The organism is Enemella evansiae, from assembly GCF_004362375.1.
In the GTDB taxonomy this organism is placed as follows: domain Bacteria; phylum Actinomycetota; class Actinomycetes; order Propionibacteriales; family Propionibacteriaceae; genus Enemella; species Enemella evansiae.
In genome coordinates, this window is record NZ_SNXA01000008.1 from 1,430,456 (window position 1) to 1,452,189 (window position 21,734).

Here is a 21,734-nt window from a genome sequence, read left to right on the forward strand (position 1 = left end):
GAGTTCCGATGACCCAGCCCGCGTACCATGTCGAACCCGGTGGGGATCCGGTGGAGATCCCGGTCTCCGACACCGTCACGCTGACCAAGTTCTCGGTCGGGCCGATGGACAACAACGTCTATCTGCTCACCGACGGTTCGGGCACCGTGCTGGTGGATGCCGCCGACGACGCCGACCGGATCACCGACGTGCTGGCCGGCCGCACCGTGGACACCATCGTCACCACCCATCGCCATCCCGATCACATCCGGGCGCTGGCCTCGCTGGCCGGTTCGACCGGGGCCCGGCTGGTCGCCGGCCGCCCCGACGAGGAGGCGATCGCCGAGCGGACCGGGGTGTCCAGCGACCCGGTCTGGACCGGTGACACCGTGGCGCTGCCCGGCGGCGAACAGTTGGCGGTGATCGGCCTGGTCGGCCACACCCCCGGTGCCATCGCACTCGCCTACCGCCCGCCGGGAGGTGGGCAGATCCAGTTGCTGACCGGTGATTCGTTGTTCCCCGGTGGCCCCGGCAAGACGGGCAACCCGGAGGACTTCACCTCGCTGATGGACGACCTCGAGGAACGGATCTTCGGGGTGTACGACGATGACACCGCGGTGCATCCCGGTCACGGCGACAGCACCACCCTCGGTGCCGAACGCCCGCAGCTGGGTGAGTGGCGCGAGCGCGGCTACTGACGCTCATCGAGTAGCTGACCCGGCGCAGCGAAGCGGAGCCGGGTCAGCGTGTCGAGATGAGCCCTCCCTTGGTTGAGCGAGGAACGAGCCCTCCCACTCCGTTGGTTGAGCGAGCGAGGAACGAGCGAGTCGAAACCATCGGGCCGCCCGGGCCGCCACCCACTCCCACGGCCTATCTCTCACTCTGCGGCCTGCATGCAAGCCGCAGAGTGAAAGTTGGTACGCAGAGTGGAAGTTGGTACGCGGAGTGGGTCCCGCAGGCCGACCGCGCGCGCTCATCGCGGGTCGAGATGAGCGAGCGAGTCGGACCGGGGAGCAGGTGGCCCCGGGCGCCCCGCTCGGCCCGCCGAAATTTGCGGCTCGATTCCCGATCAGTGCCCAGATCGGCCGATTCCGCGATCGAGCCGCAAATTCCGCAGGTCATGCGAACTCAACCGGTGAGTCGGACACCTTCTCGATCCACGCTCTCAGAACGGTGTCTCGTCGACGAGTTCGCCAGCACCGGCGCCACCGCCGGAGCGCGAGGGCCGGCCGATGTCGAAGAGGTTCCCCTCGGGATCGCGCAGCGTCACCCACTCGATCCCGAACTCGTCGAAGGTGCCCACCTGCTCGGCGCCCAGCTCTTTCGCCCGGGCGGCGGCACCCTCCAGATCGGTGTCGTAGAGGTCCAGGTGCACCGGGTTCTTGGCGGGCTCGCGGTCACTACCGACCTTGAGGAAGAGCAGGCCGGGGCTTCCGGTCGGTTCACCGTGGGTGACGCCGATCCCGGCGAAGAACTCACTGGCCCCCGCGTCGATCGGTCGGTCCAGCAGGGCCGACCAGAACCGTGACTGGGTGGCGACGTCCTGGCAGTCGAAGGTGATGGCAGACAGAGCGGGCATGATTTCTCCTCTGGTGGTGGGGATTGCGGGCGGTCAGGGTTCGACGGGCCAGCAGACCTCGGAGCGCCAGCGCTGCGGTTCCGGGGTCTCGGTGGGGCCGATCAGGTAGTGCTCACGCATGTCCCCATCGGGGATCGCGCGGTGCTTCCCGTCGCCGGTGTGCAGTTGCGCGGCGAGCGCGGCATAGGTGGTCTGGAAGTTGTCATAGGAGCCGTCATGGACGGCCACCGCGAAGGTGCCGCCGGGCAGCCGTTCGGCACCCGGGGTCCCGGCGACGACCGGCACGATGGCCTGCACCGGTCCGCGGCCCTCTTCGAAGAAGGCGGTGCCATAGCAGGCGCCGACCGGGCCGACCGGCAGGCCGCCCGCTGCGGCGTACAACCTCGGGAAGATCTCGCCGAACCAGGCCGGGCACTCCTCGCAGGTCAGCTCGGCGCGCGCCGTGCACACCCACTGGTCGGGGATCCGGCGGATCGCCAGCGGCACCTCGGGCAGGCTCTCCAGCAGCAGCGCCGCCTCGTCGACACGGTCCCGGGCGCGTTCCAGTGCCGAGCGGGTACGCCGCAGCGCCTCGATCACCAGGTCGTGTCGGCGCTCCGGTGAGCTGAGGATCTCCCCCACCTCCGGCAGGGGCACCCCGGAGGCCCGCAATCGCTGCAGCAGCACGGCATCGGCGACCTGGTCCGGGTGGTACCAGCGGTAGCCGCTGGCTGGATCGGTCCGTGCCGCGGGTAGCACCCCGATGTCGTGGTAGTGCCGCAACCGCTTCACCGTCAGTCCACTGGCCCGGGCCAACTCGCCGATGCTCAACTCCTGCATGCGATCAGCGTGGCACCTCCCATGATGGGAGGGTCAAGCGCCGCGCCTTTTGCTCATCCGGGCACCTTGTCCAGGAAGCCACGCACGTCGCTGATCAGGCCCTGCGAATCGACGACGAGCACGTCGAAACCGATCACGACGGGTTCGCCATCGGCCGGCCCCAGCGCCCACTGGAACCGCACCTGGTCGTGATGGCCGTCCGGGGTCCCGTGCGGGCGCAGGCTCATCCCGGGGAACTGCTCCTGGACCGCACCGATCACCGCGCCCAGCTGGTCCCGCCCGGTGCTCACCGCCAGCGGATCGGTATAGGTCACGTCCTCGGCGAAGTGCCGCGCCAGCAGGCCGGAACGCTCCTCGCCCTGCGCGTTCCAGGTGGCCAGGTAGTCGGTGACGACGGTTTCCATAATGGGTCTCCTTCTCGGTCGGTTGCCCGCGGTGCGGGATGGGACGACCCTGACCCGCCATGCGGCGAGACACCATGACCTCCGAGGTCATGGGGCCGACGCCGACCCGCCCTACGCTGTCTCCCATGACCGATGCCGTGGGTGCGCTGCTGCGCGAGTGGCGGGAGAGCCGTGCGCTGAGCCAACAGGCGCTCTCGGACGTGTCCACGGTCTCCACGCGGCACCTGAGCCGGGTGGAGACCGGGCTGGCCAGGCCCACCCCGCAGATGATCCTGCGCCTCTCGGAACACCTCGATGTCCCGCTGCGGGAGCGCAATCGGCTGCTGCTGGCCGGTGGTTACGCACCCCACTACCCCGACGGAACTCCGGAGGCGGCCGACAACGCACAGATCTGGGCCGGCCTGCGCACCCTGCTCGACGCCCATCTCCCCCATCCGGCCCTGCTCCTGGACGACTACTGGGACGTCATCGACGCGAACACCGCCGTCGATGTGCTCCTCGAGGGCTGCTCGGCGGAGCTGCTGGAACCGCCGATCAACGTGATCCGGCTATGCGTGCACCCCGAAGGTCTCGCACCGCGGATTCGGAACCTGGCCGACTGGTCCGCTCAGCTCCACCGGCAGCTCCGCCATCGAGCGGCCCAGACCCGGGACCCACGACACCTGGCCCTGGCCGAGGAGGTGGCCGTCCTGATCGGCGCCCAGGACCCACCCGGCTCACCCGGTCCGGTCACCGTGCTCGAACTGACCGTGCGGGACGAGACCCTGCGGCTGTTCAGCGTGGCGTCGCGGCTCACGATGGCCACCGATGTGCTGCTCGACGGCGTACACCTGGAGACCTTCCTCCCGGGTGACGCAACGACCGCCGCCGCGCTGCACCAGCTGACCGGGCATTAGCCCCCGGTGGCCAGGTCCTCGTCGTTCTTGGACTTGATCAGGCTGGCGAAGGTGGTGATGGCCAGGGTGAGGATGATGACCAGCAGGGAGACCCAGATCGGGATCTCGAAGTTGAGACCGAAGGCGGCGTCCACCTCGTACTCGTGCAGGGCGTGCATCACCAGCTTCACGCCGATGAAGGCCAGCACCACCGACAGCCCGACGGAGAGATAGACCAGCTTCTTCAGCAGGCCGCCGATCAGGAAGTACAGCTGCCGCAGGCCCATCAGCGCGAAGACGTTGGCGGTGAAGACCAGATACGGCTCCTGGGTGAGGCCGTAGATCGCCGGGATCGAGTCCAGCGCGAACAGCAGGTCGGTCGAGCCGAGTGCGACGATCACGAACAACATCGGGGTGACCAGCCGCTTGCCGTTCTCGACCTTGGTCAACCGGGTGCCGTGGAACTCATCGCTGGCGGGGAACCGGCGCTTCACGAAGCGCATCAGCAGGTTCTCCTCGGCGTCCGGGTCGTCGCCCTGGCGGTACTCGATGACGAGCTTGATCGCGGTGTAGATCAGGAACGCGCCGAACAGGAAGAAGACCCAGCTGAAGCTCTGGATCGCGGCGGCGCCGACGGCGATGAACGCGCCGCGGAAGACCAGCGCGAGGATGATGCCGACGATCAGCGCGAACTGCTGCAGGTGCCGGGGCACCTTCAGCTTGGTCATGATGATGATGAAGATGAACAGGTTGTCGACCGACAGTGAATATTCGGTCAGCCAGCCCGCGAAGAACTCCCCCGCGTACTGCGGCCCGGAGATCCCCCAGACCCCGAAGCCGAACACGATCGCGAGCAGCACGTAGAGCGCGATGAAGATCCCGCACTCCTTCATCGATGGTTCGTGTGGGCGGCGGCCGATGATGAGGACGTCGATCGCCAGGACCGTCACCATCACCGCGACGGTGATGATCCAGGCATAGGACGTGACATGCATGGGCGGGGCCTCTCGTTCGGGTACGCGTCGTTCCCGAAGGTCTCTTCCACCGAGGCCCGCCGTGGCGGCTCCCTCGATCGACGACACCGGGGCGCCCGCCGGACGCACCGTGATGACGACATCGCCGTATCAGGAATACTCCCCTTCTCCGCGGATCAGTATGCACCTTCGGCCGCCGGGATCAGCAATCGGACAACGGGTGGGCAGGTCGGGTGTCGTTACCCTTGATCGGTGGATGTGCGGATCGGGACCTCCGGGTGGACCTACCAGCACTGGCGCGGCACCTTCTATCCCGTCGGGCTCCGGGTCGCCGACCAGCTCGACCACTACGCGGCCCGGTTCGACACCGTCGAACTCAACGGTTCGCACTACCGCTGGCCCGCGGACAAGACCGTCACCGGTTGGCGGGATCGGCTGCCGGCCGGTTTCGAGATGGCGGTCAAGGCCTCGCGCTACCTGACGCACTTCCGGAAGCTCAACAATCCCGAGGACTGGGTCGAGCGCATCACGCACACCCACGACCTATTGGGTGCGCACGCCGGGCCGCTGCTGCTGCAATTGCCGGCCGAGCTCGCCCGCGACGACGAGCGGCTGGCGCACTTCCTGGGGCTGCTGCCGGAGCGGATCCGGGTGGCGATCGAACCGCAGCACCCCTCCTGGCTCGATGACGGCGTGTTCGACCTGCTCGACCGGCACGGCGCGGGGTTCGTCGTATCGGTGATCGCCGGGCGGGAGCCGGTGCTGCGCGCCACCGGTCGGCTGGCGTACGTGCGCTTCCACAACAGCGACCCGAACTGGCGCTACGGCGGCTCCTTCGACGATGCCGCGCTGGAGCCGTGGGTGGCTCACCTGCGGGCCCTGACCAGCGGCGGCCGGCCGGCGTACTGCTATTTCAACAACGACAACCACGGGTACGCCGCGTTCAATGCGCTGCGACTCAAGGAGCTGATCGCCGCAGCCGGGTGATCATCGGGCACGCCCTACTTGGTGGCCTCCACCATCTGCCGCAGCTCCTTCTTCAGCTCGGAGATCTCGTCGCGCAGCCGGGCGGCGACCTCGAACTGCAGTTCGCCGGCGGCGGTGTGCATCTGGTCGGTGAGCTCGGTGACCAGCCCGGCCAGCTCGGCGGCCGGGAGGTTCTTCACGTCACGCTCGGACTGCGGCTCGCCCTCGCGCGGGGTCGGCGTCCGCCCACCCTTCTTGTTGTTCAGCCGGGAGTCGGCCATCAGCTCGGCGGTGTCGGCGTCCTCGCGGTTCAGCATGTCGGTGATGTCGGCGATCCGCTTGCGCAGCGGCTTGGGGTCGATGCCGTGCTCGGTGTTGTAGGCGACCTGGATCTCCCGGCGTCGGTTGGTCTCATCGATTGCGTTGGCCATGCTCGGGGTGATCTTGTCGGCGTACATGTGCACCTGGCCGGCGACGTTCCGCGCGGCGCGGCCGATGGTCTGGATCAGGGACCGGTCCGAGCGCAGGAAGCCCTCCTTGTCGGCGTCCAGGATCGCGACCAGCGACACCTCGGGCAGGTCGAGGCCCTCCCGCAGCAGGTTGATGCCGACCAGCACGTCGTATTCGCCGAGCCGCAGCTCGCGGAGCAGCTCGACCCGCTTCAGGGTGTCCACCTCGGAGTGCAGATAGCGGGTCCGCACCCCGTGTTCGAGCAGGTAGTCGGTGAGGTCCTCGGCCATCTTCTTGGTCAGCGTGGTCACCAGCACCCGCTCGTTGCGTTCGGTGCGGGTGCGGATCTCCCCCATCAGGTCGTCGATCTGGCCCTGGGTGGGTTTCACGATCACCTCGGGGTCGACCAGCCCGGTGGGGCGGATGATCTGCTGCACCGTGCCGTCGCTGCGGGCCAGTTCGTACGCCCCAGGGGTGGCGGACAGATAGACCGACTGGCCGATCCGCTCCACGAACTCCTCGAACCGCAGCGGCCGGTTGTCGGTGGCACTGGGCAGCCGGAATCCGTGCTCCACCAGGGTTCTCTTGCGGGACATGTCGCCCTCGTACATCCCGCCGATCTGGGGGACGGTGACGTGCGACTCGTCCAGCACCAGCACGAAATCCTCGGGGAAGTAGTCGAGCAGGCAGTTCGGCGGGCTGCCGGGGGCGCGGCCGTCGATGTGCCGGGAGTAGTTCTCGATGCCGGAGCAGCTGCCGATCTGGCGCATCATCTCCAGGTCGTAGGTGGTCCGCATCCGCAGCCGCTGCGCCTCCAGCAGCTTGTTCTGCCCCTCCAGCTCGGCGAGCCGCTCCTCCAGCTCCAGCTCGATGCCCTTGATCGCCCGCTCCATCCGGTCGGCACCGGCGGCGTAGTGGCTGGCCGGGAAGATGTACATCTCCTGGTCCTCCGAGACCACCTCACCGGTGAGCGGCTGGAGGGTGGACAGCGCCTCGATCTCGTCGCCGAAGAACTCGATCCGCCAGGCCAGCTCCTCATACATCGGGAACACCTCGAGGGTGTCGCCGCGGACCCGGAAGGTGCCCCGCGCACCGGACAGGTCGTTGCGGGCGTACTGGATGTCGACCAGCCGGCGGAGCAGCGAGTCGCGGTCGATCTCCTCACCGACCTTGAGCTTGATCATCTGGTCGACCCACTCGGTCGGCGTGCCCAGACCATAGATCGCGGAGACGGTCGCGACCACGATCACGTCGCGCCGGGTGAGCAGCGAATAGGTGGCGCGGTGCCGCAGCCGCTCGACCTCCTCGTTCAGCGAGGAGTCCTTCTCGATGTAGGTGTCGGTCTGCGGAACGTATGCCTCCGGTTGGTAGTAGTCGTAGTAGGAGACGAAGTATTCGACCGAATTGTCCGGGAAGAACTGTCGCAGCTCGTTGGCGAACTGGGCCGCGAGCGTCTTGTTCGGCTGCATCACCAGCATCGGCCGCTGCACCTGCTCGGCCAGCCAGGCCACCGTCGCGGTCTTGCCGGTGCCGGTCGCGCCGAGCAGCACGACATCCTGCTCGCCGTTGTTCAGGCGCCGGGTCAGCTCCTTGATCGCCGCGGGCTGGTCGCCGGCCGGCTCGAAGTCGGAGTGCACCTTGAACGGCGCCAGCCGGCGCTGCACATCTTCCACGGGTCGCATGCAATGAAGCGTACGCGGACCCTCCGACAGCGCCGGCCGGCGGCCGTTCCGGTTCAGGCCAGGGTCGACTCCACCAGTGATTTCAGGATCTCCGTGGCGTCCTGATCGAGCTGGTTGCCGGGGCTGAAGTCCTTGGCCGGGGCGGCCAGGGTGGCGGAGAAGCCGATGTTGTCGCTCTTGCGGACCGCCATCACCGTGACGGCCCCCAGATTGGCCGAACCGGACCCGTCGGCGAAGGTCCAGGTCACGGTCTGCTTGGCCGTCGACAACCGGGAATCCAGTGCGGGCTCCTCGACCTGGGACTTCTTGATGTTGGTGCCGTCCTGGGTGATGCTGTCGTTCACCTTCTCCACCGAGGCGGTCGGGCTGGTCGACCGCCCGGTCCTGATCAGCATCAACCGCCCCCTGCTGTCGGTGAGGATGGTGGAGGTGTCGGCGGAGCGGCTGGCCACCCGCCAGCCGGACGGGAGCTGCACCGTCAGGCCGTTGCCGACGCTCTCCCCGCTGCCGGACGGCGGGGTGGTGCGCGTACTCGTCGGGGTCCGGGTCGGCCGCGGCGAGCTGGTCGGCGTGCTGGTCGCCGTCGGGCTGCTGGTCGGCGGGGCCGGCGGCGGGGTGACCGGGGTGATGTCGGGGCCGTTGCCCCTGGCCGGGGCGAACATCATGAACAGCAACCCGGCCACCGTCAGCACGGCCACACCGGCGACGACGATGCCGATGATGGTGCCGTTGGACTTCTTCGGTCGCGGCGGCGGTCCACCCGGTGCCGAGCCGAAGCCCTGCCCGTACTGCTGCTGCCCGTATCCGGGTTGCTGCCCGTACCCCTGCTGCCCATAGCCCTGTTGCCCGTAGCCCTGTTGCTGCGGATATCCCTGTCCGTAACCGGGCTGCTGCGGCTGGTTCCACCCGCCCTGCGACGGCTGACCCTGCGGCGGCTGGCCGGGGTTCGGGCCCTGCGGGCCGCCCCAGCCCTGTCCACCGGCCGGATTGTTGCCGGGATTGTTCCAGTCGCTCATTTGCCTTCCTCCTCGTCATAGAAGGCGTTCCGGGCGCGTTCCTCGGGGTCGGTCGCTGGTGGTGCCGGTTGCTGGGCCGCCACCGCGGTCCTGTCCTTGTGGGCCTTGCTCCGGGTCCGTACCGCGGTCCCGCAGGCGGTGCAGAACAGCGACCCCGGGATCAGCGGCATCTCGCAGCGCGGGCAGAAGTCGAGGTCGCCCTGCGCACCGGCACCCGGCAGGCCTCCGACACCCTGGCGGGCGGTCGCCTCCAGGGCGGCCTCCATCAGCCCGTGGTGCAGCACATTGCGTACCCGGATCACCAGCACCGCCAGGATCAGCAGCGCCCAGATCAGCTGCAGCATCACCCGCAGCGTCGGGTTGTCCAGGAAGCCGAGCAGATAGATGCCGCCGGCGTACGCGATGTTCGCCGCGATCGCCTCCAGCAGGCCACGCAGGTAACGCCCGCTGAACCCGTCGTATCCCTCGCCCAGGCCGGAGAACTCGGCGCAGGCGATCCCGGTCGCGGTGCCCATCAGCAGCGGCTTCACGAAGCCCTCGAGGAAGATCAGGGTGGCCCAGGTGCCGGGATCGTTGACGCCGACGAACCCGCCGGTGAGGCTCGACCAGTGCCGGACCAGGGTGTCGGCGGTGGCGAAGGCGACACCGGAGATGATGCCGAAGGTGAGGCCGTCCATCAGGTCGTCGAACTGCGGTCGGCTGGCCAGGACGAGGGGTCCGATCTGGCGGATCAGCTCACCGACGACCGGGATCAGCAGCGCGGCCACCAGGAAGCCGCTGACGGTCGGGCCGACGCTCTGTCCGGTCTGGCCGAGCCCCGAGGTCGACGGCCCGAGCAGGCCGAGGGCGCGGAGCCCGATCAGCAGCCCGGCGCCCAGGACCGCGGTGAGCAGGAAGGCCATCGCGGTCACCGGGACCGGTTCGTCCTCCCACAGGTTCACGTCGTAGAGGTAGACGATGTAGACGATCGGGATGGCGAAGGCGGCGATCAGCACCGCGATCGGCAGTGCGCCGAAGATCGCGGCGATCAGGGCCGCGACGAGCGCGATGGTCAGCGCCAGCCGATAGGTCTGCGGGCGCTCCCCCGCGCCGCGGGGCATGATCGTGGAGACCAGCGCGAACGACGCGACCGGTTCATCGGGTTTGACGGCGAACGACTTGCGGCGAGCCAGATCCGGAGAGCGCATGTCCTGGCCACAGTTGTGGCAGAAGTGTGCGACCTCGGGCAGCTCGGCACGGCAGCGTGGGCATTCCACGGCCAACCTCCTGATCGAGGGGGATCACTCCCCCGGCGGCTGGGTCAGCGACCCGCGCACCAGAATCTCGGATCGATGGATCATCCGCACTGATCTGCGGCTGGAACCTCGATCAAGTTTTGATTTCGATCAGTCGGCGGCGAGCGCGACCCGGCGCCGCAGTTCGTGCCAGACCCGGTCGGCCTCGGCGAGCAGCTGCTCCCGGTCCCCGGAGTTGTCGACGACCAGATCGGCCACGGCGAGCCGTTCGGTGCGCCCGGCCTGGGCCTCGATCCGCGCGCCGGCCTGCTCGGCGCTCGACCCGTCGCGGGCCATCGCCCGACGCAACTGGGTCTCGGTGGGCAGGTCGACCACCACGATCGCGTCGAAACCCTCGGTACGCCCGGTCTCCGCGAGCAGCGGGATCACCTGGACCACGATCGCCTCCGGCGCCGCGGCCTGCTGCAGCTCGGCCGCCCGGGCCCGGATCAGCGGATGCAGGATGCCCTCGAGATCCTTGCGTGCCTGGGAATCCGCGAACACCACCGCACCCAGCGCCTTCCGGTCCAGGCTGCCGTCGGCGGCCAGCACCCGGTCACCGAACCGCTCCCGCACCGCCGCGAGTCCGGGCGTACCGGGCTCGACGACCTCGCGGGCGAGCACATCGGAGTCGATCAGCACCGCCCCGTGCTCGGCCCAGCGTTCGGCGACCGTCGTCTTGCCCGAGGCCAGGCCTCCGGTGAGTGCAACCCGCAGCATGCGGGCGATGTTACTCACAGCCGACCGGCGTCCAGATTCTGCAACCGGACCTGGCCCTGGGCGAGCAGCTTGCCCTGCTGGCTGACGGTGACCCGCCAGAGTTGCTGGGTCCGGCCCTGGTGGATCGGCAGGGCCTCCACCGCGGCGCGGCCACCGGTGACCGAGCGGATCAGGTCGGTGGCGTTGTGCACCCCGACCGCGACCTGGCCGCGGGCGGCGACGGCGGCCGAGCCGCCGATGCTGGCCGCGCTCTCGATGATGCTGCAGTAGACGCCGCCGTGGATCACTCCCCACGGGGTGTGCTGCCGCGGGCCGAGGTCGACCTCACCGGTCACCCGGTCGCGGCTGATGCCGAGGACCCGGAGACCGCTCTCGGCGACGAAGGCACTGGCCTGCGTCAGGTCGAAGTCAGGAAGTGGGACAGCGTCGGTGCTCATCGGTCGCCTTTCGCCAGTGCCGGTTGAGGATCCGCGGCCCGGCTGTGGGCGCGGGAGAGCAGCAGTACGCCGAGGGCGCTGAGCGCGGCGGCCACGCCGGTCACCAGGGTGACCCGCTGCCAGCCGATCCCGAGTGTCGGTGCATGGCCGACCAGGGTGGCGGCCAGCGTCACGCCGAGAGCGGCGCCCAGATAGCGGGCGGTGTTGTTGGCGCCCGATCCCATCGCGGCCCGCTCGGCCGGGACGGTGGCGACCGCCTGCCGGGCCAGCCCGGCGTTCAGCACCCCACTGGCCGCGCCGGCGAGCAGCAGTCCCGGCAGCATCCCGAGCGGACTGGTCGCCGGGATCAGCAGCAGCAGGCCGGCCGCGGTACCGGTGAGGCCGCCGGCCAGTTGGGCCGGGCCGGGCAGGTTCGCGGCCACCCGGGCGACGACCAGGGCCGCGACCGCGCTGGTACCGGACCAGGCCGCGAGCAGACAGGCGGCGGCCAGCGTGGACATCCCCAACCCCAGCACGAAGTGGCTGCAGGCGTACGACATCGCCGCGATCACGCCGAACCCGGTGCCGAAGCCGGCCAGTGTCGCGGCCAGGAAGCCGCGGTGCCGGAACAGCGCGGGGTCGATCAGGGTGCTGCGGCCGCGCCGCTGGCTGACCACCAGGGCGACGGTGAGCAGCAGCGCGGCGACCAGCAGCGCGATCGTGCCCGGGCCGGCACCGGTGCGGAAACCGACGATGGCGGTGACACCGGTGGCGAGCGCCCCGGTGAGCAGCGCGAAACCGAGCAGGTCCAGGCGCCGGCCGCTACGCCGCGGCGCCGCCGGCAGCCGCAGCCGGGCGGCGGCCAGACCGAGCAACGCCCCACCGAGCGCGAGGCCGAGATAGAACAGGTGCCAGCCGTCGATCCGGTCCAGCAACCCGGTACCGATCGGGCCCAGGGCGATTCCGGCCCCCATCGCCACGCTCCACCAGGTCGCGGTGGTGCGGCGGTGGGTGTCGTGTTCGCTGGCCGCGGCGACCAGCCCCAGCCCGGTCGCGATCATCCCGGTGGCACCCGCGCCAGCGACCAGCCGGGCGAGCACGAAGGCGGTCACCGAATCGGTCAGCCCGCAGACCAGATTGGCGGTGGCGAACAAGCAGCGCGCCGCGCACGAACACCCGTCGGTGCCCGATCTCGTCGGCGATCACACCGGCCGCGAGCAGGGTGACCGCCAGCCCGATGCTCATCGAGGCGAGCACCCAGGCCGATCCGGTCGCCGAGGTGCGCAGTGCCCGGGTCAGGGTCACCACGTTTCCGAGCGGACCGGCGTACGCCAGCATCGAGACCCAGGTGCTCAGCCCCACCACGGCCAGCACGGTGGTGTAGGAGGACGGGTTCGGTCTGCTCATGAGATCAGTCTTGTCACAGAACCGGTCCGTTGACAAGACCTGAGCGCTAGAATGTCGGCATGGCACTTGGTACCGGTTATGAGCGGCAGGGCTGCTATCTGGCCCGCGCCCTGGAGGTGGTCGGCGAACGCTGGACGCTGCTGATCCTGCGCGACGCCTTCTACGGGGTGACCCACTTCGGCGACTTCCTCGCCCATCTGGACGTCTCCCGGGCGGTGCTGGCCGACCGGCTCGACACCCTCGTCGGAGCCGGCGTGCTGACCCGCTCCCCGCAGGGCCGCAGCGTCGAATACACCCTCACTGACGCCGGTCGGGAGCTGTGGCCGGTGATCCACCGGTTGAGCCGCTGGGGCGAGGAGCATCTCGACGGCAACCACCCGCCGCGGGTGTTCAGCCATGTCGCCTGCGGCACCGATGTGGACGCCGACGGGGCCTGCCCGACCTGCCGGGTCACCCCGCCGGTCGAGGATCTGGTGGTCCGCCTGGCGCCCGGCCGGAACGCCGCGGAGCGGCACGATCCGGTGGCGGTCGCCCTGAAGCAACCGCACCGGATGCTCACCCCCCTGCCCTGACCCCGCCGCCCCGGCCGAAGCGGGCCCGGAACGACAACGGCCCGGGAACGACAACGGCCCCACTCCCGAAGGAGCGGGGCCGAAGCCTCATGCGTTCAGGCGATCAGTTGCCACCGGTCAGCTTGTCGCGCAGGGCCTGCAGCGCCTCGTCGGAGGCCAGCGAACCCTCGCTGCTCGGAGCCGAGGACGACTCCTGGTCGGCGGGCGCATTGCTGCTGCCACCGGAGCTGTACGAGGTGCCGGCGGCCACCGCAGCGTTCTGGTCGGCCTGCTCGGCCTCCTCGACCTGCTTCTTGTGGGCCTCCCAGCGGGCGTGCGCCTCGGCGTACTGCTGCTCCCAGGCGAGCCGCTGCTCGTCGTAGCCTTCCTTCCACTCCTGGGTCTCCGGATCGAAGCCCTCGGGGTAGAGGTAGTTGCCCTGGTCGTCGTAGGACGCGGCCATGCCGTAGAGGGTCGGGTCGAAGTCGTCAGCCGCGACGTCGACACCCTCGTTGGCCTGCTTCAGCGACAGAGAGATCCGGCGCCGCTCGAGGTCGATGTCGATGATCTTGACCATCACATCGTCGTTGACCGAGACGACCTGCTCGGGGATCTCCACGTGGCGCTCGGCCAGCTCGGAGACGTGCACCAGGCCCTCGATGCCCTCCTCGACACGCACGAACGCGCCGAACGGAACCAGCTTGGTGACCTTGCCCGGCACGATCTGACCGATCTGGTGCAGGCGGGCGAAGGCCTGCCACGGATCCTCCTGGGTGGCCTTCAGCGACAGCGAGACACGCTCGCGGTCCATCTCCACCGAGAGCACCTCGACGGTGACCTCCTGGCCGACCTCGACGACCTCGCTCGGGTGGTCGATGTGCTTCCAGGACAGCTCGGAGACGTGCACCAGGCCGTCGACGCCGCCCAGATCCACGAACGCACCGAAGTTGACGATCGAGGAGACCACACCCTTGCGGATCTGGCCCTTCTGCAGCTGGGTGAGGAAGTTGTGCCGGACCTCGGACTGGGTCTGCTCGAGCCAGGCGCGGCGGGACAGCACCACGTTGTTGCGGTTCTTGTCCAGCTCGATGATCTTCGCCTCGAGCTCCTGGCCGACATACGGCTGCAGGTCGCGCACCCGGCGCATCTCCACCAGCGAGGCGGGCAGGAAGCCGCGCAGGCCGATGTCGATGATCAGACCACCCTTGACGACCTCGATCACCTTGCCGGTGACCACACCGTCCTCTTCCTTGATCTTCTCGATCGTGCCCCAGGCGCGCTCGTACTGGGCGCGCTTCTTGGACAGGATCAGGCGACCTTCCTTGTCCTCCTTCTGCTGGACCAGGGCCTCGATCTCATCGCCGACCTCGACGACCTCGAACGGGTCGACATCGTGCTTGATGGAGAGTTCCTTGGAAGGAATGACACCTTCGGTCTTGTAACCGATGTCGAGGAGAACCTCGTCCCGGTCGACCTTGACGACGGTTCCGGTGACGATGTCGCCGTCGTTGAAGTACTTGATGGTCTTGTCGATGGCCTCGAGAAAGGCTTCGGGCGAACCGAGGTCGTCGACTGCGACCTGCGGGGTGGCCTCGAGGGAGGACGTCATGTAGTAGGGCTCCGATGGATGGATAGCTTCTGTGCAGCGCCACGACCCGTCAGGCGTACCCCTGCTCCGTCCGAGGAGCACGCAGGCCGAAGCGCCCCTCCACCCTACCCGCGGGGCCGACACCTGGTCAACGCCGCGGCCGCGGGCCACACTGGGTGCCCGCCCATGGAAAGACCGCCTGTTCGGAGTATGCATCATGCCCACCCCAGAAGAGCTGCAGCGGGCCCGTGGTGTCGTGATTCCGGACCTGCTCGGGCCCGACCCGCGGCTGCTGTTCGTCGGCATCAACCCCTCGCTCTGGTCGGGCGCGGTCGGCGCCCATTTCGCCCGTCCGGGCAACCGGTTCTGGCCGGCGCTGCTGGCCGCCGGGCTGGTCGATCGGCCGGTGGACCTGTCCGCGGGGATGGACGCGACCGCCGAGGCGTACCTGACCGGGCGCGGGATCGCGATCAGCAACCTGGTCCCCCGGGCCACCGCCCGGGCCGACGAGCTCTCCCGGGACGAGCTGCGGGCCGGTGCGGTCCGGCTGGCGGAACTGGTACGCCGCAGCGGCGTCCGGGTGGTCGCGGTGCTCGGGGTGACCGCGTACCGCCAGGGCTTCGACGCACCGAAAGCCATGGTCGGCCGGCAACGCGAGCCGATCGCCGGGGCCGAGCTCTGGGTGGTACCGAACCCCTCGGGTCTGAATGCGCACGAGACCGTCGACTCACTGGCGACGGCGTACGCCGAGGTGGGCCGCGCCGCGGGTCTGCTGCCTGTCGACGGCCGGGGCTGAGACCGCGCTCAGACCGCCTCGGCGCCCATCATCTCGGTGGCCAGCCAGCGGTTCGGGATGCCGAACCCCTCGACCAGGGTGCGCGCCTGCGGTCGCAGCTCGGCGCAGAGCTGGTTGACCGTCGCGGTGAGCGCCTTGGACCGGTCGGGGGTGAGCCGGTCATGCTCCAGATACCAGGCCCGGTGCTTCTCCAGGGTGCTCAGCGCGAACAGGTCGCAGAGCCGTTCCAGCAGGTGCCGGGCGTCGGCGTCGGCGGCGCCCTCGATGCCGGCGATGAAGCTCTCCAGCACATTGCGCTCGACGTGGGCGACCGCGGTCGCGACCAGGTGGTCCTGGGCGGAGTTGGCGATCGCGAAGGCGTCCTCCCCCGGATCGCCCGCGCGCCGCAGCCGCCGGGCCAGGCCCTCCAGCATGTGGGCCTCCCGGTCGGTGAACAGGCGCACCTGTTCGAGCCGGTCGGTGAACGGCAGGGCGTCGGACCAGACGTCGCGGAAGCGCTGCACCAATCCGCGGACCGAGGTCCGCTCGACGACCTGATCGGCGACCGTGCGGGAGCCGAAGCGGACCATCTCGATGGTGTCCATGGCGCCGAAGGAGCGCTGGAAGTTGGTCAGCAGCGACTTGGCGACCAGCTGCAGCAGCACGGTGTTGTCACCCTCGAAGGTGGTGAACACATCGGTATCGGCGCGCAGCACGACGAGCCGGTTGGCGGTCAGATAACCGGCGCCCCCGCAGGCCTCGCGGCAGACCTGGATGGTCTCGGTGGCGAAGTCGGTGGCGTACGCCTTGATCCCGGCGGCCATCGTCTCCAGCTCGCGCTGGGCGGCCTCGTCGAGGCCGGTCGCCGACTGCACGTCGTGCATCATCGAGACCAGGTCGTTCTGGGCGAAGATCAGCGCGTACGCCGTCGCGATGCGCGGCAGCAGCTTGCGCTGGTGGGTGCGGTAGTCGAGCAGGGCGACCTCGGTGTCGGTGCCGGGTGCGGTGAACTGGGTCCGCTGCTCGGCGTACTTGGTGGCGATCTCCAGCGCGGACCGGCTGGCGGCGTTCGCACCGCCGGCGACGCTGATCCGGCCGCGGACCAGGGTGCCGAGCATCGTGAAGAAGCGGCGCCCACGGGACTCGATCGGCGAGTGGTAGCGGCCCTGGTCGTCGATGTCGCCGTAGCGGCCGAGCAGATTGGTCCGGGGCACGCGGACCTCATCGAACATCAGCCGGCCGTTGTCGACACCGGTCAACCCACCCTTGGCGCCGCAGTCACCGATCGTCACCCCGGGCATCGGGTCGCCGTTCTCGTCGCGGATCGGGACCAGCACACAGTGCACGCCCTCGGACTCGCCGTCGACGACCAGCTGGGCGAACACCGCCGCCATCCGGGCGGATCGCGCGGCACCGCCGATGTAGTCCTTGCGGGCCGCCGGGCTCGGCGAGTGCACGAGGAGCTCGTCGGTCTCCGGGTCATAGGTGGCGGTGGTGAGCAGGCTCTGCACATCGGAGCCGTGGCCGGTCTCGGTCATCGCGAAGCAACCGGGTAGCGAGCCGTCGATGATCGCCCGGCCGAGGTGGTGATGCCGTTCGGTACCGAGGTTGGCGACCGCGCCGCCGAACAGCCCCCAGTGCACGCCGGCCTTGACCGTCAGCGACAGATCACCGTGGCCGAGCATCTCGAAACCGGTGACCGCCGCCCCGTAGTCACCGGTGCCGCCCATCTCGGGCGGGAAGCCGAGTGCCGGTACGCCGGTGCCGGCGACCCACTGCATCGCCTCGTCGGTCCAGTCCCGGTACGCCTCGACGCCGAGTGCGGTGCGGGGCGGGCGCGGCGCCTCGTCCCCGAGGGCGCGCAGTTTGCTGCGGGTGTTCCCGAACCGCCCGGCGGTGGCGTCGATCAGGGCCTGGGCGAGCCGGGGGTCGGCGGGGTGGTCGCTGGTCACTGCTGCATCGGGTTCGGTCATTGCTCCTCCAGATGGATGGACAGGCCGTCGGTGAGGAAATCGGTGAGCTGCTCGACGAGTTCGGCGCGGGGCATCGGATCGGGATCCTCCAGCCAGCGGTCGGCGCTGGCCTGCAGCGCGCCGACCAGGGCGACGGCCCAGGTGTGCGCGAGGACCGGGCCGAGGCGGGGCGCCAGGAACTCCCCCAGCACCTGGGCGGCGCGGTCGGTGATGCCGCGCACCTGCCGGTCGGCCACGGTGCCCTCGAGCGCGGGCGGGCGGACCACGAAGCGATAGACCTGCGGATCGGCCTCGGTGAGCGAGAGGTACGCCTCGGCGGCCGCCGCGACGACGGTGCGGACATCACCCTGGGTGCCGAGGGCGCGGTTCAGCCGGCGGCCGATGCGTTCGTCGACCCGCTCGGCGACGGCCCGGTAGAGGCCGGCGCGATCGGTGAAGTGCCGGTAGAGCACCGGTTTCGAGGTCTGGGCGCGGGCGGCGATCTCGTCCATCCCGACCCCGGGGCCCTGCTCGCGGATGGCGTCCAGGGCGACCTCGACCAGCGCGGCGCGGCGGGCCTGGTTGTGTTCGGTCCAGCGGGCGGCGCGTCCGTCCACCTCATTGACGGGTCCTGCCATACCGAGAAAATACCAGATACTTGGGGTTTCGACTACTTGTCGTATCGGATAGATTGGTCGTGTTCGCGTCGACAGTTCGCACACAGGAGTGACCATGACCGCAGCGCCCCGTCGGGCCGCCATCCTCGGCGGCAACCGCACCCCGTTCGCCCGCGCCAACGGCAAGTACGCCACCGCCAGCAACCAGGATCTGCTCACCGCCGCACTGGACGGGCTGATCGCCCGCTTCGGACTGGCCGGCGAGCGGCTCGGCGAGGTCGCGGCCGGTGCGGTGATGAAGCACAGCCGGGACTTCAACCTGACCCGCGAGTCGGTGCTCGGCACCGCGCTCGATCCGCACACCCCGGCGGTCGATCTGCAGCAGGCCTGCGTGACCGGCATCCAGGCCGTCAACTACATCGCGATGAAGATCAAGCTGGGCCAGATCGACGCCGGCATCGGCGGCGGCACCGACACCGCCTCGGATGCCCCGATCGCCGTCAGCGAAGGGATGCGGAGCATCCTGCTCGAGCTGAGCCGGGCCAAGACCGCCGGCCAGCGGTTCAGGGCGATCAGCCGCTTCCGGCCGGATTTCCTTGCCCCGTTGGTACCGCAGGCCGCCGAGGTACGCACCGGGCTGAGCATGGGTGAGCACATGGCCACCACCACCCGGGAGTGGGACATCAGCCGCGAGGCCCAGGACGAACTGGCCGCCGCCTCGCATCAGCACCTGGCCAAGGCCTGGGACAACGGCTTCTTCGACGATCTGGTCACCCCCTATCTGGGCCTGACCCGGGACAACAACCTGCGCCCGGATTCCACGGTGGAGAAGCTCGCGAAGCTGAAGACCGTGTTCGGCAAGGACCTCGGTGACGAGGCCACGATGACCGCCGGTAACTCCACCCCGCTCACCGACGGCGCCTCCACGGTGCTGCTGGGCAGCGAGGAGTGGGCGGCCGAGCACCGGATCAAGCCGCTGGCCTGGTTCGTCGACGCCGAGACCGCCGCGGTCGATTTCGTCGGCGGCGGTGAGGGCCTGCTGATGGCGCCGGCGTACGCCGTGCCGCGGCTGCTGGAGCGCAACGGGCTGACCCTGCAGGACTTCGACTTCTACGAGATCCACGAGGCCTTCGCCGCCACCCCGCTGGCCACCCTGAAGGCCTGGGAGTCGCCAGAGTTCAGCCGCGACAAGCTCGGCCTGGACGCGCCGCTGGGCAGCATCGACCGGGACAAGCTGAACGTGCTCGGCTCCTCGGTGGCGGCCGGCCACCCGTTCGCCGCGACCGGTGGGCGGATCGTCGCCAGCCTGGCGAAGATGCTGCACCAGAAGGGATCGGGCCGCGGCCTGATCTCCATCTGCGCGGCCGGTGGCCAGGGCGTCGCCGCGATTCTCGAGGCCTGAGGAGGACACCGATGAGTGACGGATACGCACAGTTCGCCCGCAGCCCGCTGGGCTCGCAGTTGGTCAAGCAGCTCGGCCTGCCCAACCCGGTTCCGTTGCGGCGGTGGAAGCCCGATGCCCCGTTGTGTGATTCCCCGGTCCTGGTCGCCGGGATCACCCCGAGTGGCCCGGGCGAGACCGGATACGCCGCCGCGGTGACCGAAATGCTGCAGCGCAACGAGATCCGGGCCAAAGCGCCCGGTGCGGCCGGCGACGACGCGCCCCGGCTGGGGGCGGTCGTGCTCGACCTGTCCACCCTGCGCGACCCGGGCGAACTCGAAGGCTTCCGCGCCGTCGCCGCCCCGGCGATCAAGCGGCTGGCGAGGAACGCCCGGGTGGTGCTGATCGGCACCGATCCGGATCTGCTCACCGACCCCGTCGAGGTCGCCACCCAGCGCGCCCTGGACGGCATCACCCGTTCGATCGGCAAGGAGCTGCGCGCCGGCGCCACCGCCAATCTGGTGTACGCCCCCAGCCCGCTCGGCGACGACGAGCCGAACCTGCCCTCGGTCGCGCACACGGTCGAGTTCCTGCTCTCGGGGCACTCGGCGTTCGTGGACGGGCAGCCGTTCCGGATCGACGAGAACGCTCCCCTGCCCAACTCCGAGGACCCGCAGAAACCCTTGCTGGGCAAGATCGCCGTCGTCACCGGTGCCGCCCGCGGCATCGGTGCGGCGATCGTCGAGGTGCTGGCCCGCGACGGTGCCACCGTCGTCGGGGTGGACGTCCCGGCCGCCGGTGAGGCGCTGGCCAAGGTGGTCAACAAGGTGCAGGGCAGCGCGCTCTCGGTGGACGTGACCGCCGCCGATGCCGGCCAGCGGATCCTGGACCACTGCCTGGAGCGGTACGGCCGGTTGGACATCGTGGTGCACAACGCCGGCATCACCCGCGACAAGCTGTTCGTGAACACCGACGCGGACCGCTGGGGCTCGGTGATCGCGGTGAACCTGCAGTCGATCCTGACCATGAACCAGGCCTTCCTGTCCGCCGACGGGCTCGGCGAGGGCGGCCGGATCGTCTGCCTCTCCTCGCAGTCCGGGCTGGCCGGAAACCGTGGCCAGACAAACTATTCCGCGACCAAGGCGGCGATCATCGGCCTGGTGGATGCGCTGGCCGACCAGGTCGCCGAGCGCGGGATCACCGTGAACGCGGTGGCACCGGGGCTGATCGAGACCGAGATGACCGCGAAGATGCCGTTCGCCACCCGGGAGGTGGCCCGGCGGATCAACTCGTTGCAGCAGGGTGGCCTGCCGGTGGACGTCGCCGAGCTGATCTCCTTCCTCGCCCAGCCGGCCAGCCAGGCCATCACCGGGCAGACGATCCGGGTTTGCGGGCAGAACATGGTCGGCGCATGAGTGGATCCGCCGCGCCCGAGGTCGTCGCCGAGAAACCCAATCTGGGCAGGGAGATCCTGCGCGGCGCGCTCACCGCCGCCGGCCGGCCGGGCGGCTCCGGCACGCTGCCGGAGCGGGTGCTGGAACTGCCCGGCGCCGAGATCGACCGGCAGAACCTGTACGCCTACCAGCGGCTCTGCGGATATCCGGTGAACGACCGGTTGCCGCACCCCTATCCGCATCTGGTCGGGTTCCCGCTGCAGGCGAAGCTGATGGCCGACCGGAGCTTCCCGCTGCCGCTGCCGGGGCTGGTGCACATCGAGAACGATTCGACCCTGCACCGGCCGCTGTCGGCGGCCGATCGGCTCGATATCGCCGTCCAGGCAGCGAATCTGGCGCCCCACCCGAAGGGCACCACCGTCGATCTGCTGGCGCGGGCCGAGCTGGCCGGTGAGCTGGTCTGGGAGTCACGGAGCCGCTATCTGCACCGCGGGCGTCCGTCCGGTACGACCGAGGCGACCGAGACGACCCCCGATCAACCGCAGGCTCCGGGCGTACCGGATGGACCGGTGTCGGCCCGCTGGCGGCTGCCCGCCGATCTGGGACGTCGCTATGCCGCGGTCTCCGGTGATGTGAACCCGATCCATCTGCATCCGCTGACCGCGAAGGCGATCGGGTTCCCGCGGGCGATCGCGCACGGCATGTGGTCCTCGGCGCGGGTGCTCGCCGCGCTCGGTGTCCGGACCGAGGGCCCGGGTCGGGCGCGGGTCTGGTTCCGCAAGCCGATCCTGCTGCCCGGCACGGTGGCACTGCTGCGCGAACAGGACGGCGACCGGACCGTCGCCGCACTCGTCGGCGGGAGCGTACCGGAGAAGCGGCGGACCCACCTGTTGCTCGAGTGGCAGCCCGTCTAGC

General features: G+C 69.7%; 22 protein-coding genes. 9 read left to right on the forward strand and 13 right to left on the reverse strand.

The features are described 5' to 3' along the window. Positions 1-8: 8 nt before the first annotated feature. Positions 9-677 (forward strand): MBL fold metallo-hydrolase, encoded by a 669-nt coding sequence (locus tag C8D81_RS07405; RefSeq protein WP_094360937.1) that lies wholly within the window; start codon positions 9-11, stop codon positions 675-677. A gap of 467 nt (positions 678-1,144) precedes the next feature. On the opposite strand, the gene C8D81_RS07410 is transcribed toward C8D81_RS07405, so the two are convergent. Genes C8D81_RS07410 through C8D81_RS07420 form a run of 3 tightly spaced genes read right to left on the reverse strand, consistent with a single transcriptional unit; the run spans position 1,145 to position 2,781 of the window. After that, positions 1,145-1,558: a VOC family protein gene (locus C8D81_RS07410; protein ID WP_094433009.1), complete on the reverse strand. Its 414-nt coding sequence runs from the start codon at positions 1,556-1,558 to the stop codon at positions 1,145-1,147. Between the two features lie 33 nt (positions 1,559-1,591). Next, entirely contained in the window at positions 1,592-2,377 is a 786-nt protein-coding gene (locus C8D81_RS07415) for a MerR family transcriptional regulator (protein ID WP_094433011.1), read from the reverse strand. Between the two features lie 53 nt (positions 2,378-2,430). After that, entirely contained in the window at positions 2,431-2,781 is a 351-nt protein-coding gene (locus tag C8D81_RS07420; RefSeq protein ID WP_094433014.1) for a nuclear transport factor 2 family protein, read from the reverse strand. A 125-nt stretch (positions 2,782-2,906) separates the two neighbouring features. On the opposite strand from C8D81_RS07420, the gene C8D81_RS07425 reads away from it, so the two are divergent. Then, a complete protein-coding gene (locus tag C8D81_RS07425; RefSeq protein WP_229237932.1) occupies positions 2,907-3,677 on the forward strand; it encodes a helix-turn-helix domain-containing protein in 771 nt (256 codons plus the stop codon). Here C8D81_RS07425 and C8D81_RS07430 read toward each other — a convergent pair. After that, complete coding sequence (locus C8D81_RS07430; RefSeq protein ID WP_133625788.1) at positions 3,674-4,651, reverse strand: TerC family protein; 978 nt, start codon at positions 4,649-4,651, stop codon at positions 3,674-3,676. The genes C8D81_RS07425 and C8D81_RS07430 overlap by 4 nt on opposite strands. 231 nt (positions 4,652-4,882) lie before the next feature. Here C8D81_RS07430 and C8D81_RS07435 point away from each other — a divergent pair, with 231 nt between their 5' ends. Next, the gene (locus tag C8D81_RS07435) at positions 4,883-5,617 is read left to right on the forward strand and encodes a DUF72 domain-containing protein (protein ID WP_208109139.1); all 735 of its coding nucleotides are present in this window, start codon (positions 4,883-4,885) and stop codon (positions 5,615-5,617) included. A gap of 14 nt (positions 5,618-5,631) precedes the next feature. Here the strand turns inward: C8D81_RS07435 and uvrB are convergent, their stop codons facing one another. The 6 genes from uvrB to C8D81_RS07465 all read right to left on the reverse strand — a co-directional run bounded on the left by uvrB (position 5,632) and on the right by C8D81_RS07465 (position 12,308). Continuing rightward, positions 5,632-7,728, reverse strand: coding sequence for an excinuclease ABC subunit UvrB (uvrB, locus tag C8D81_RS07440; RefSeq protein ID WP_094433020.1), 2,097 nt, complete (start codon positions 7,726-7,728; stop codon positions 5,632-5,634). A 53-nt stretch (positions 7,729-7,781) separates the two neighbouring features. Beyond that, positions 7,782-8,744 carry a hypothetical protein gene (locus C8D81_RS21220; RefSeq protein ID WP_094433022.1) on the reverse strand — a complete coding sequence of 321 codons (963 nt, stop codon included), beginning with the start codon at positions 8,742-8,744 and terminating at the stop codon, positions 7,782-7,784. Further along, complete coding sequence (locus tag C8D81_RS07450; protein WP_094405364.1) at positions 8,741-10,000, reverse strand: zinc-ribbon domain-containing protein; 1,260 nt, start codon at positions 9,998-10,000, stop codon at positions 8,741-8,743. The genes C8D81_RS21220 and C8D81_RS07450 overlap by 4 nt, the downstream gene beginning before the upstream one ends. A gap of 129 nt (positions 10,001-10,129) precedes the next feature. Further along, the gene (coaE, locus tag C8D81_RS07455) at positions 10,130-10,738 is read right to left on the reverse strand and encodes a dephospho-CoA kinase (RefSeq protein WP_094360961.1); all 609 of its coding nucleotides are present in this window, start codon (positions 10,736-10,738) and stop codon (positions 10,130-10,132) included. A gap of 14 nt (positions 10,739-10,752) precedes the next feature. Continuing rightward, positions 10,753-11,175 carry a PaaI family thioesterase gene (locus C8D81_RS07460; protein WP_094433024.1) on the reverse strand — a complete coding sequence of 141 codons (423 nt, stop codon included), beginning with the start codon at positions 11,173-11,175 and terminating at the stop codon, positions 10,753-10,755. Continuing rightward, the gene (locus C8D81_RS07465) at positions 11,172-12,308 is read right to left on the reverse strand and encodes an MFS transporter (RefSeq protein WP_094433026.1); all 1,137 of its coding nucleotides are present in this window, start codon (positions 12,306-12,308) and stop codon (positions 11,172-11,174) included. Before C8D81_RS07465 ends, C8D81_RS07460 begins: the two co-directional genes overlap by 4 nt. 68 nt (positions 12,309-12,376) lie before the next feature. Between C8D81_RS07465 and C8D81_RS20865 the strand changes: the two genes are divergently transcribed. Both C8D81_RS20865 and C8D81_RS07470 read left to right on the forward strand, forming a co-directional pair. Next, positions 12,377-12,538, forward strand: a complete 162-nt coding sequence (locus tag C8D81_RS20865; RefSeq protein WP_166646706.1) for a hypothetical protein — start codon at positions 12,377-12,379, stop codon at positions 12,536-12,538. 82 nt (positions 12,539-12,620) lie between these two features. Further along, positions 12,621-13,133: a winged helix-turn-helix transcriptional regulator gene (locus tag C8D81_RS07470; protein ID WP_094405367.1), complete on the forward strand. Its 513-nt coding sequence runs from the start codon at positions 12,621-12,623 to the stop codon at positions 13,131-13,133. 103 nt (positions 13,134-13,236) lie between these two features. Here C8D81_RS07470 and rpsA read toward each other — a convergent pair whose 3' ends face one another. After that, positions 13,237-14,721, reverse strand: a complete 1,485-nt coding sequence (gene rpsA, locus C8D81_RS07475) for a 30S ribosomal protein S1 (RefSeq protein WP_133625789.1) — start codon at positions 14,719-14,721, stop codon at positions 13,237-13,239. A 196-nt stretch (positions 14,722-14,917) separates the two neighbouring features. Here rpsA and C8D81_RS07480 point away from each other — a divergent pair, with 196 nt between their 5' ends. Beyond that, positions 14,918-15,496 (forward strand): mismatch-specific DNA-glycosylase, encoded by a 579-nt coding sequence (locus C8D81_RS07480; protein WP_133625790.1) that lies wholly within the window; start codon positions 14,918-14,920, stop codon positions 15,494-15,496. 8 nt (positions 15,497-15,504) lie between these two features. On the opposite strand, the gene C8D81_RS07485 is transcribed toward C8D81_RS07480, so the two are convergent. Both C8D81_RS07485 and C8D81_RS07490 read right to left on the reverse strand, forming a co-directional pair. After that, positions 15,505-17,448, reverse strand: coding sequence for an acyl-CoA dehydrogenase family protein (locus C8D81_RS07485; RefSeq protein WP_133625791.1), 1,944 nt, complete (start codon positions 17,446-17,448; stop codon positions 15,505-15,507). Continuing rightward, complete coding sequence (locus C8D81_RS07490; RefSeq protein WP_166646707.1) at positions 17,445-18,065, reverse strand: TetR/AcrR family transcriptional regulator; 621 nt, start codon at positions 18,063-18,065, stop codon at positions 17,445-17,447. Before C8D81_RS07490 ends, C8D81_RS07485 begins: the two co-directional genes overlap by 4 nt. 94 nt (positions 18,066-18,159) lie before the next feature. Between C8D81_RS07490 and C8D81_RS07495 the strand changes: the two genes are divergently transcribed. The 3 genes from C8D81_RS07495 to C8D81_RS07505 are packed head-to-tail and all read left to right on the forward strand — an operon-like array spanning position 18,160 to position 21,733. Continuing rightward, on the forward strand, positions 18,160-19,446 hold the full coding sequence (locus C8D81_RS07495; RefSeq protein WP_133625792.1) for an acetyl-CoA C-acetyltransferase: 1,287 nt from the start codon (positions 18,160-18,162) through the stop codon (positions 19,444-19,446). 11 nt (positions 19,447-19,457) lie between these two features. After that, entirely contained in the window at positions 19,458-20,840 is a 1,383-nt protein-coding gene (locus C8D81_RS07500; protein ID WP_133625793.1) for a 3-oxoacyl-ACP reductase, read from the forward strand. After that, on the forward strand, positions 20,837-21,733 hold the full coding sequence (locus C8D81_RS07505) for a MaoC/PaaZ C-terminal domain-containing protein (RefSeq protein ID WP_133625794.1): 897 nt from the start codon (positions 20,837-20,839) through the stop codon (positions 21,731-21,733). The genes C8D81_RS07500 and C8D81_RS07505 overlap by 4 nt, the downstream gene beginning before the upstream one ends. The last annotated feature ends 1 nt before the right edge of the window (position 21,734 follow it).

Excerpts from the sequence above, each read along its gene's own strand:
- C8D81_RS07405 (WP_094360937.1), top strand. The coding sequence starts at position 9 with ATGACCCAGCCCGCGTACCATGTCGAACCCGGTGGGGATCCGGTGGAG.
- C8D81_RS07410 (WP_094433009.1), bottom strand. The coding sequence starts at position 1,558 with ATGCCCGCTCTGTCTGCCATCACCTTCGACTGCCAGGACGTCGCCACC.
- C8D81_RS07415 (WP_094433011.1), bottom strand. The coding sequence starts at position 2,377 with ATGCAGGAGTTGAGCATCGGCGAGTTGGCCCGGGCCAGTGGACTGACG.
- C8D81_RS07420 (WP_094433014.1), bottom strand. The coding sequence starts at position 2,781 with ATGGAAACCGTCGTCACCGACTACCTGGCCACCTGGAACGCGCAGGGC.
- C8D81_RS07425 (WP_229237932.1), top strand. The coding sequence starts at position 2,907 with ATGACCGATGCCGTGGGTGCGCTGCTGCGCGAGTGGCGGGAGAGCCGT.
- C8D81_RS07430 (WP_133625788.1), bottom strand. The coding sequence starts at position 4,651 with ATGCATGTCACGTCCTATGCCTGGATCATCACCGTCGCGGTGATGGTG.
- uvrB (WP_094433020.1), bottom strand. The coding sequence starts at position 7,728 with ATGCGACCCGTGGAAGATGTGCAGCGCCGGCTGGCGCCGTTCAAGGTG.
- C8D81_RS21220 (WP_094433022.1), bottom strand. The coding sequence starts at position 8,744 with ATGAGCGACTGGAACAATCCCGGCAACAATCCGGCCGGTGGACAGGGC.
- coaE (WP_094360961.1), bottom strand. The coding sequence starts at position 10,738 with ATGCTGCGGGTTGCACTCACCGGAGGCCTGGCCTCGGGCAAGACGACG.
- C8D81_RS07460 (WP_094433024.1), bottom strand. The coding sequence starts at position 11,175 with ATGAGCACCGACGCTGTCCCACTTCCTGACTTCGACCTGACGCAGGCC.
- C8D81_RS07470 (WP_094405367.1), top strand. The coding sequence starts at position 12,621 with ATGGCACTTGGTACCGGTTATGAGCGGCAGGGCTGCTATCTGGCCCGC.
- rpsA (WP_133625789.1), bottom strand. The coding sequence starts at position 14,721 with ATGACGTCCTCCCTCGAGGCCACCCCGCAGGTCGCAGTCGACGACCTC.
- C8D81_RS07480 (WP_133625790.1), top strand. The coding sequence starts at position 14,918 with ATGCCCACCCCAGAAGAGCTGCAGCGGGCCCGTGGTGTCGTGATTCCG.
- C8D81_RS07485 (WP_133625791.1), bottom strand. The coding sequence starts at position 17,448 with ATGACCGAACCCGATGCAGCAGTGACCAGCGACCACCCCGCCGACCCC.
- C8D81_RS07490 (WP_166646707.1), bottom strand. The coding sequence starts at position 18,065 with ATGGCAGGACCCGTCAATGAGGTGGACGGACGCGCCGCCCGCTGGACC.
- C8D81_RS07495 (WP_133625792.1), top strand. The coding sequence starts at position 18,160 with ATGACCGCAGCGCCCCGTCGGGCCGCCATCCTCGGCGGCAACCGCACC.
- C8D81_RS07500 (WP_133625793.1), top strand. The coding sequence starts at position 19,458 with ATGAGTGACGGATACGCACAGTTCGCCCGCAGCCCGCTGGGCTCGCAG.
- C8D81_RS07505 (WP_133625794.1), top strand. The coding sequence starts at position 20,837 with ATGAGTGGATCCGCCGCGCCCGAGGTCGTCGCCGAGAAACCCAATCTG.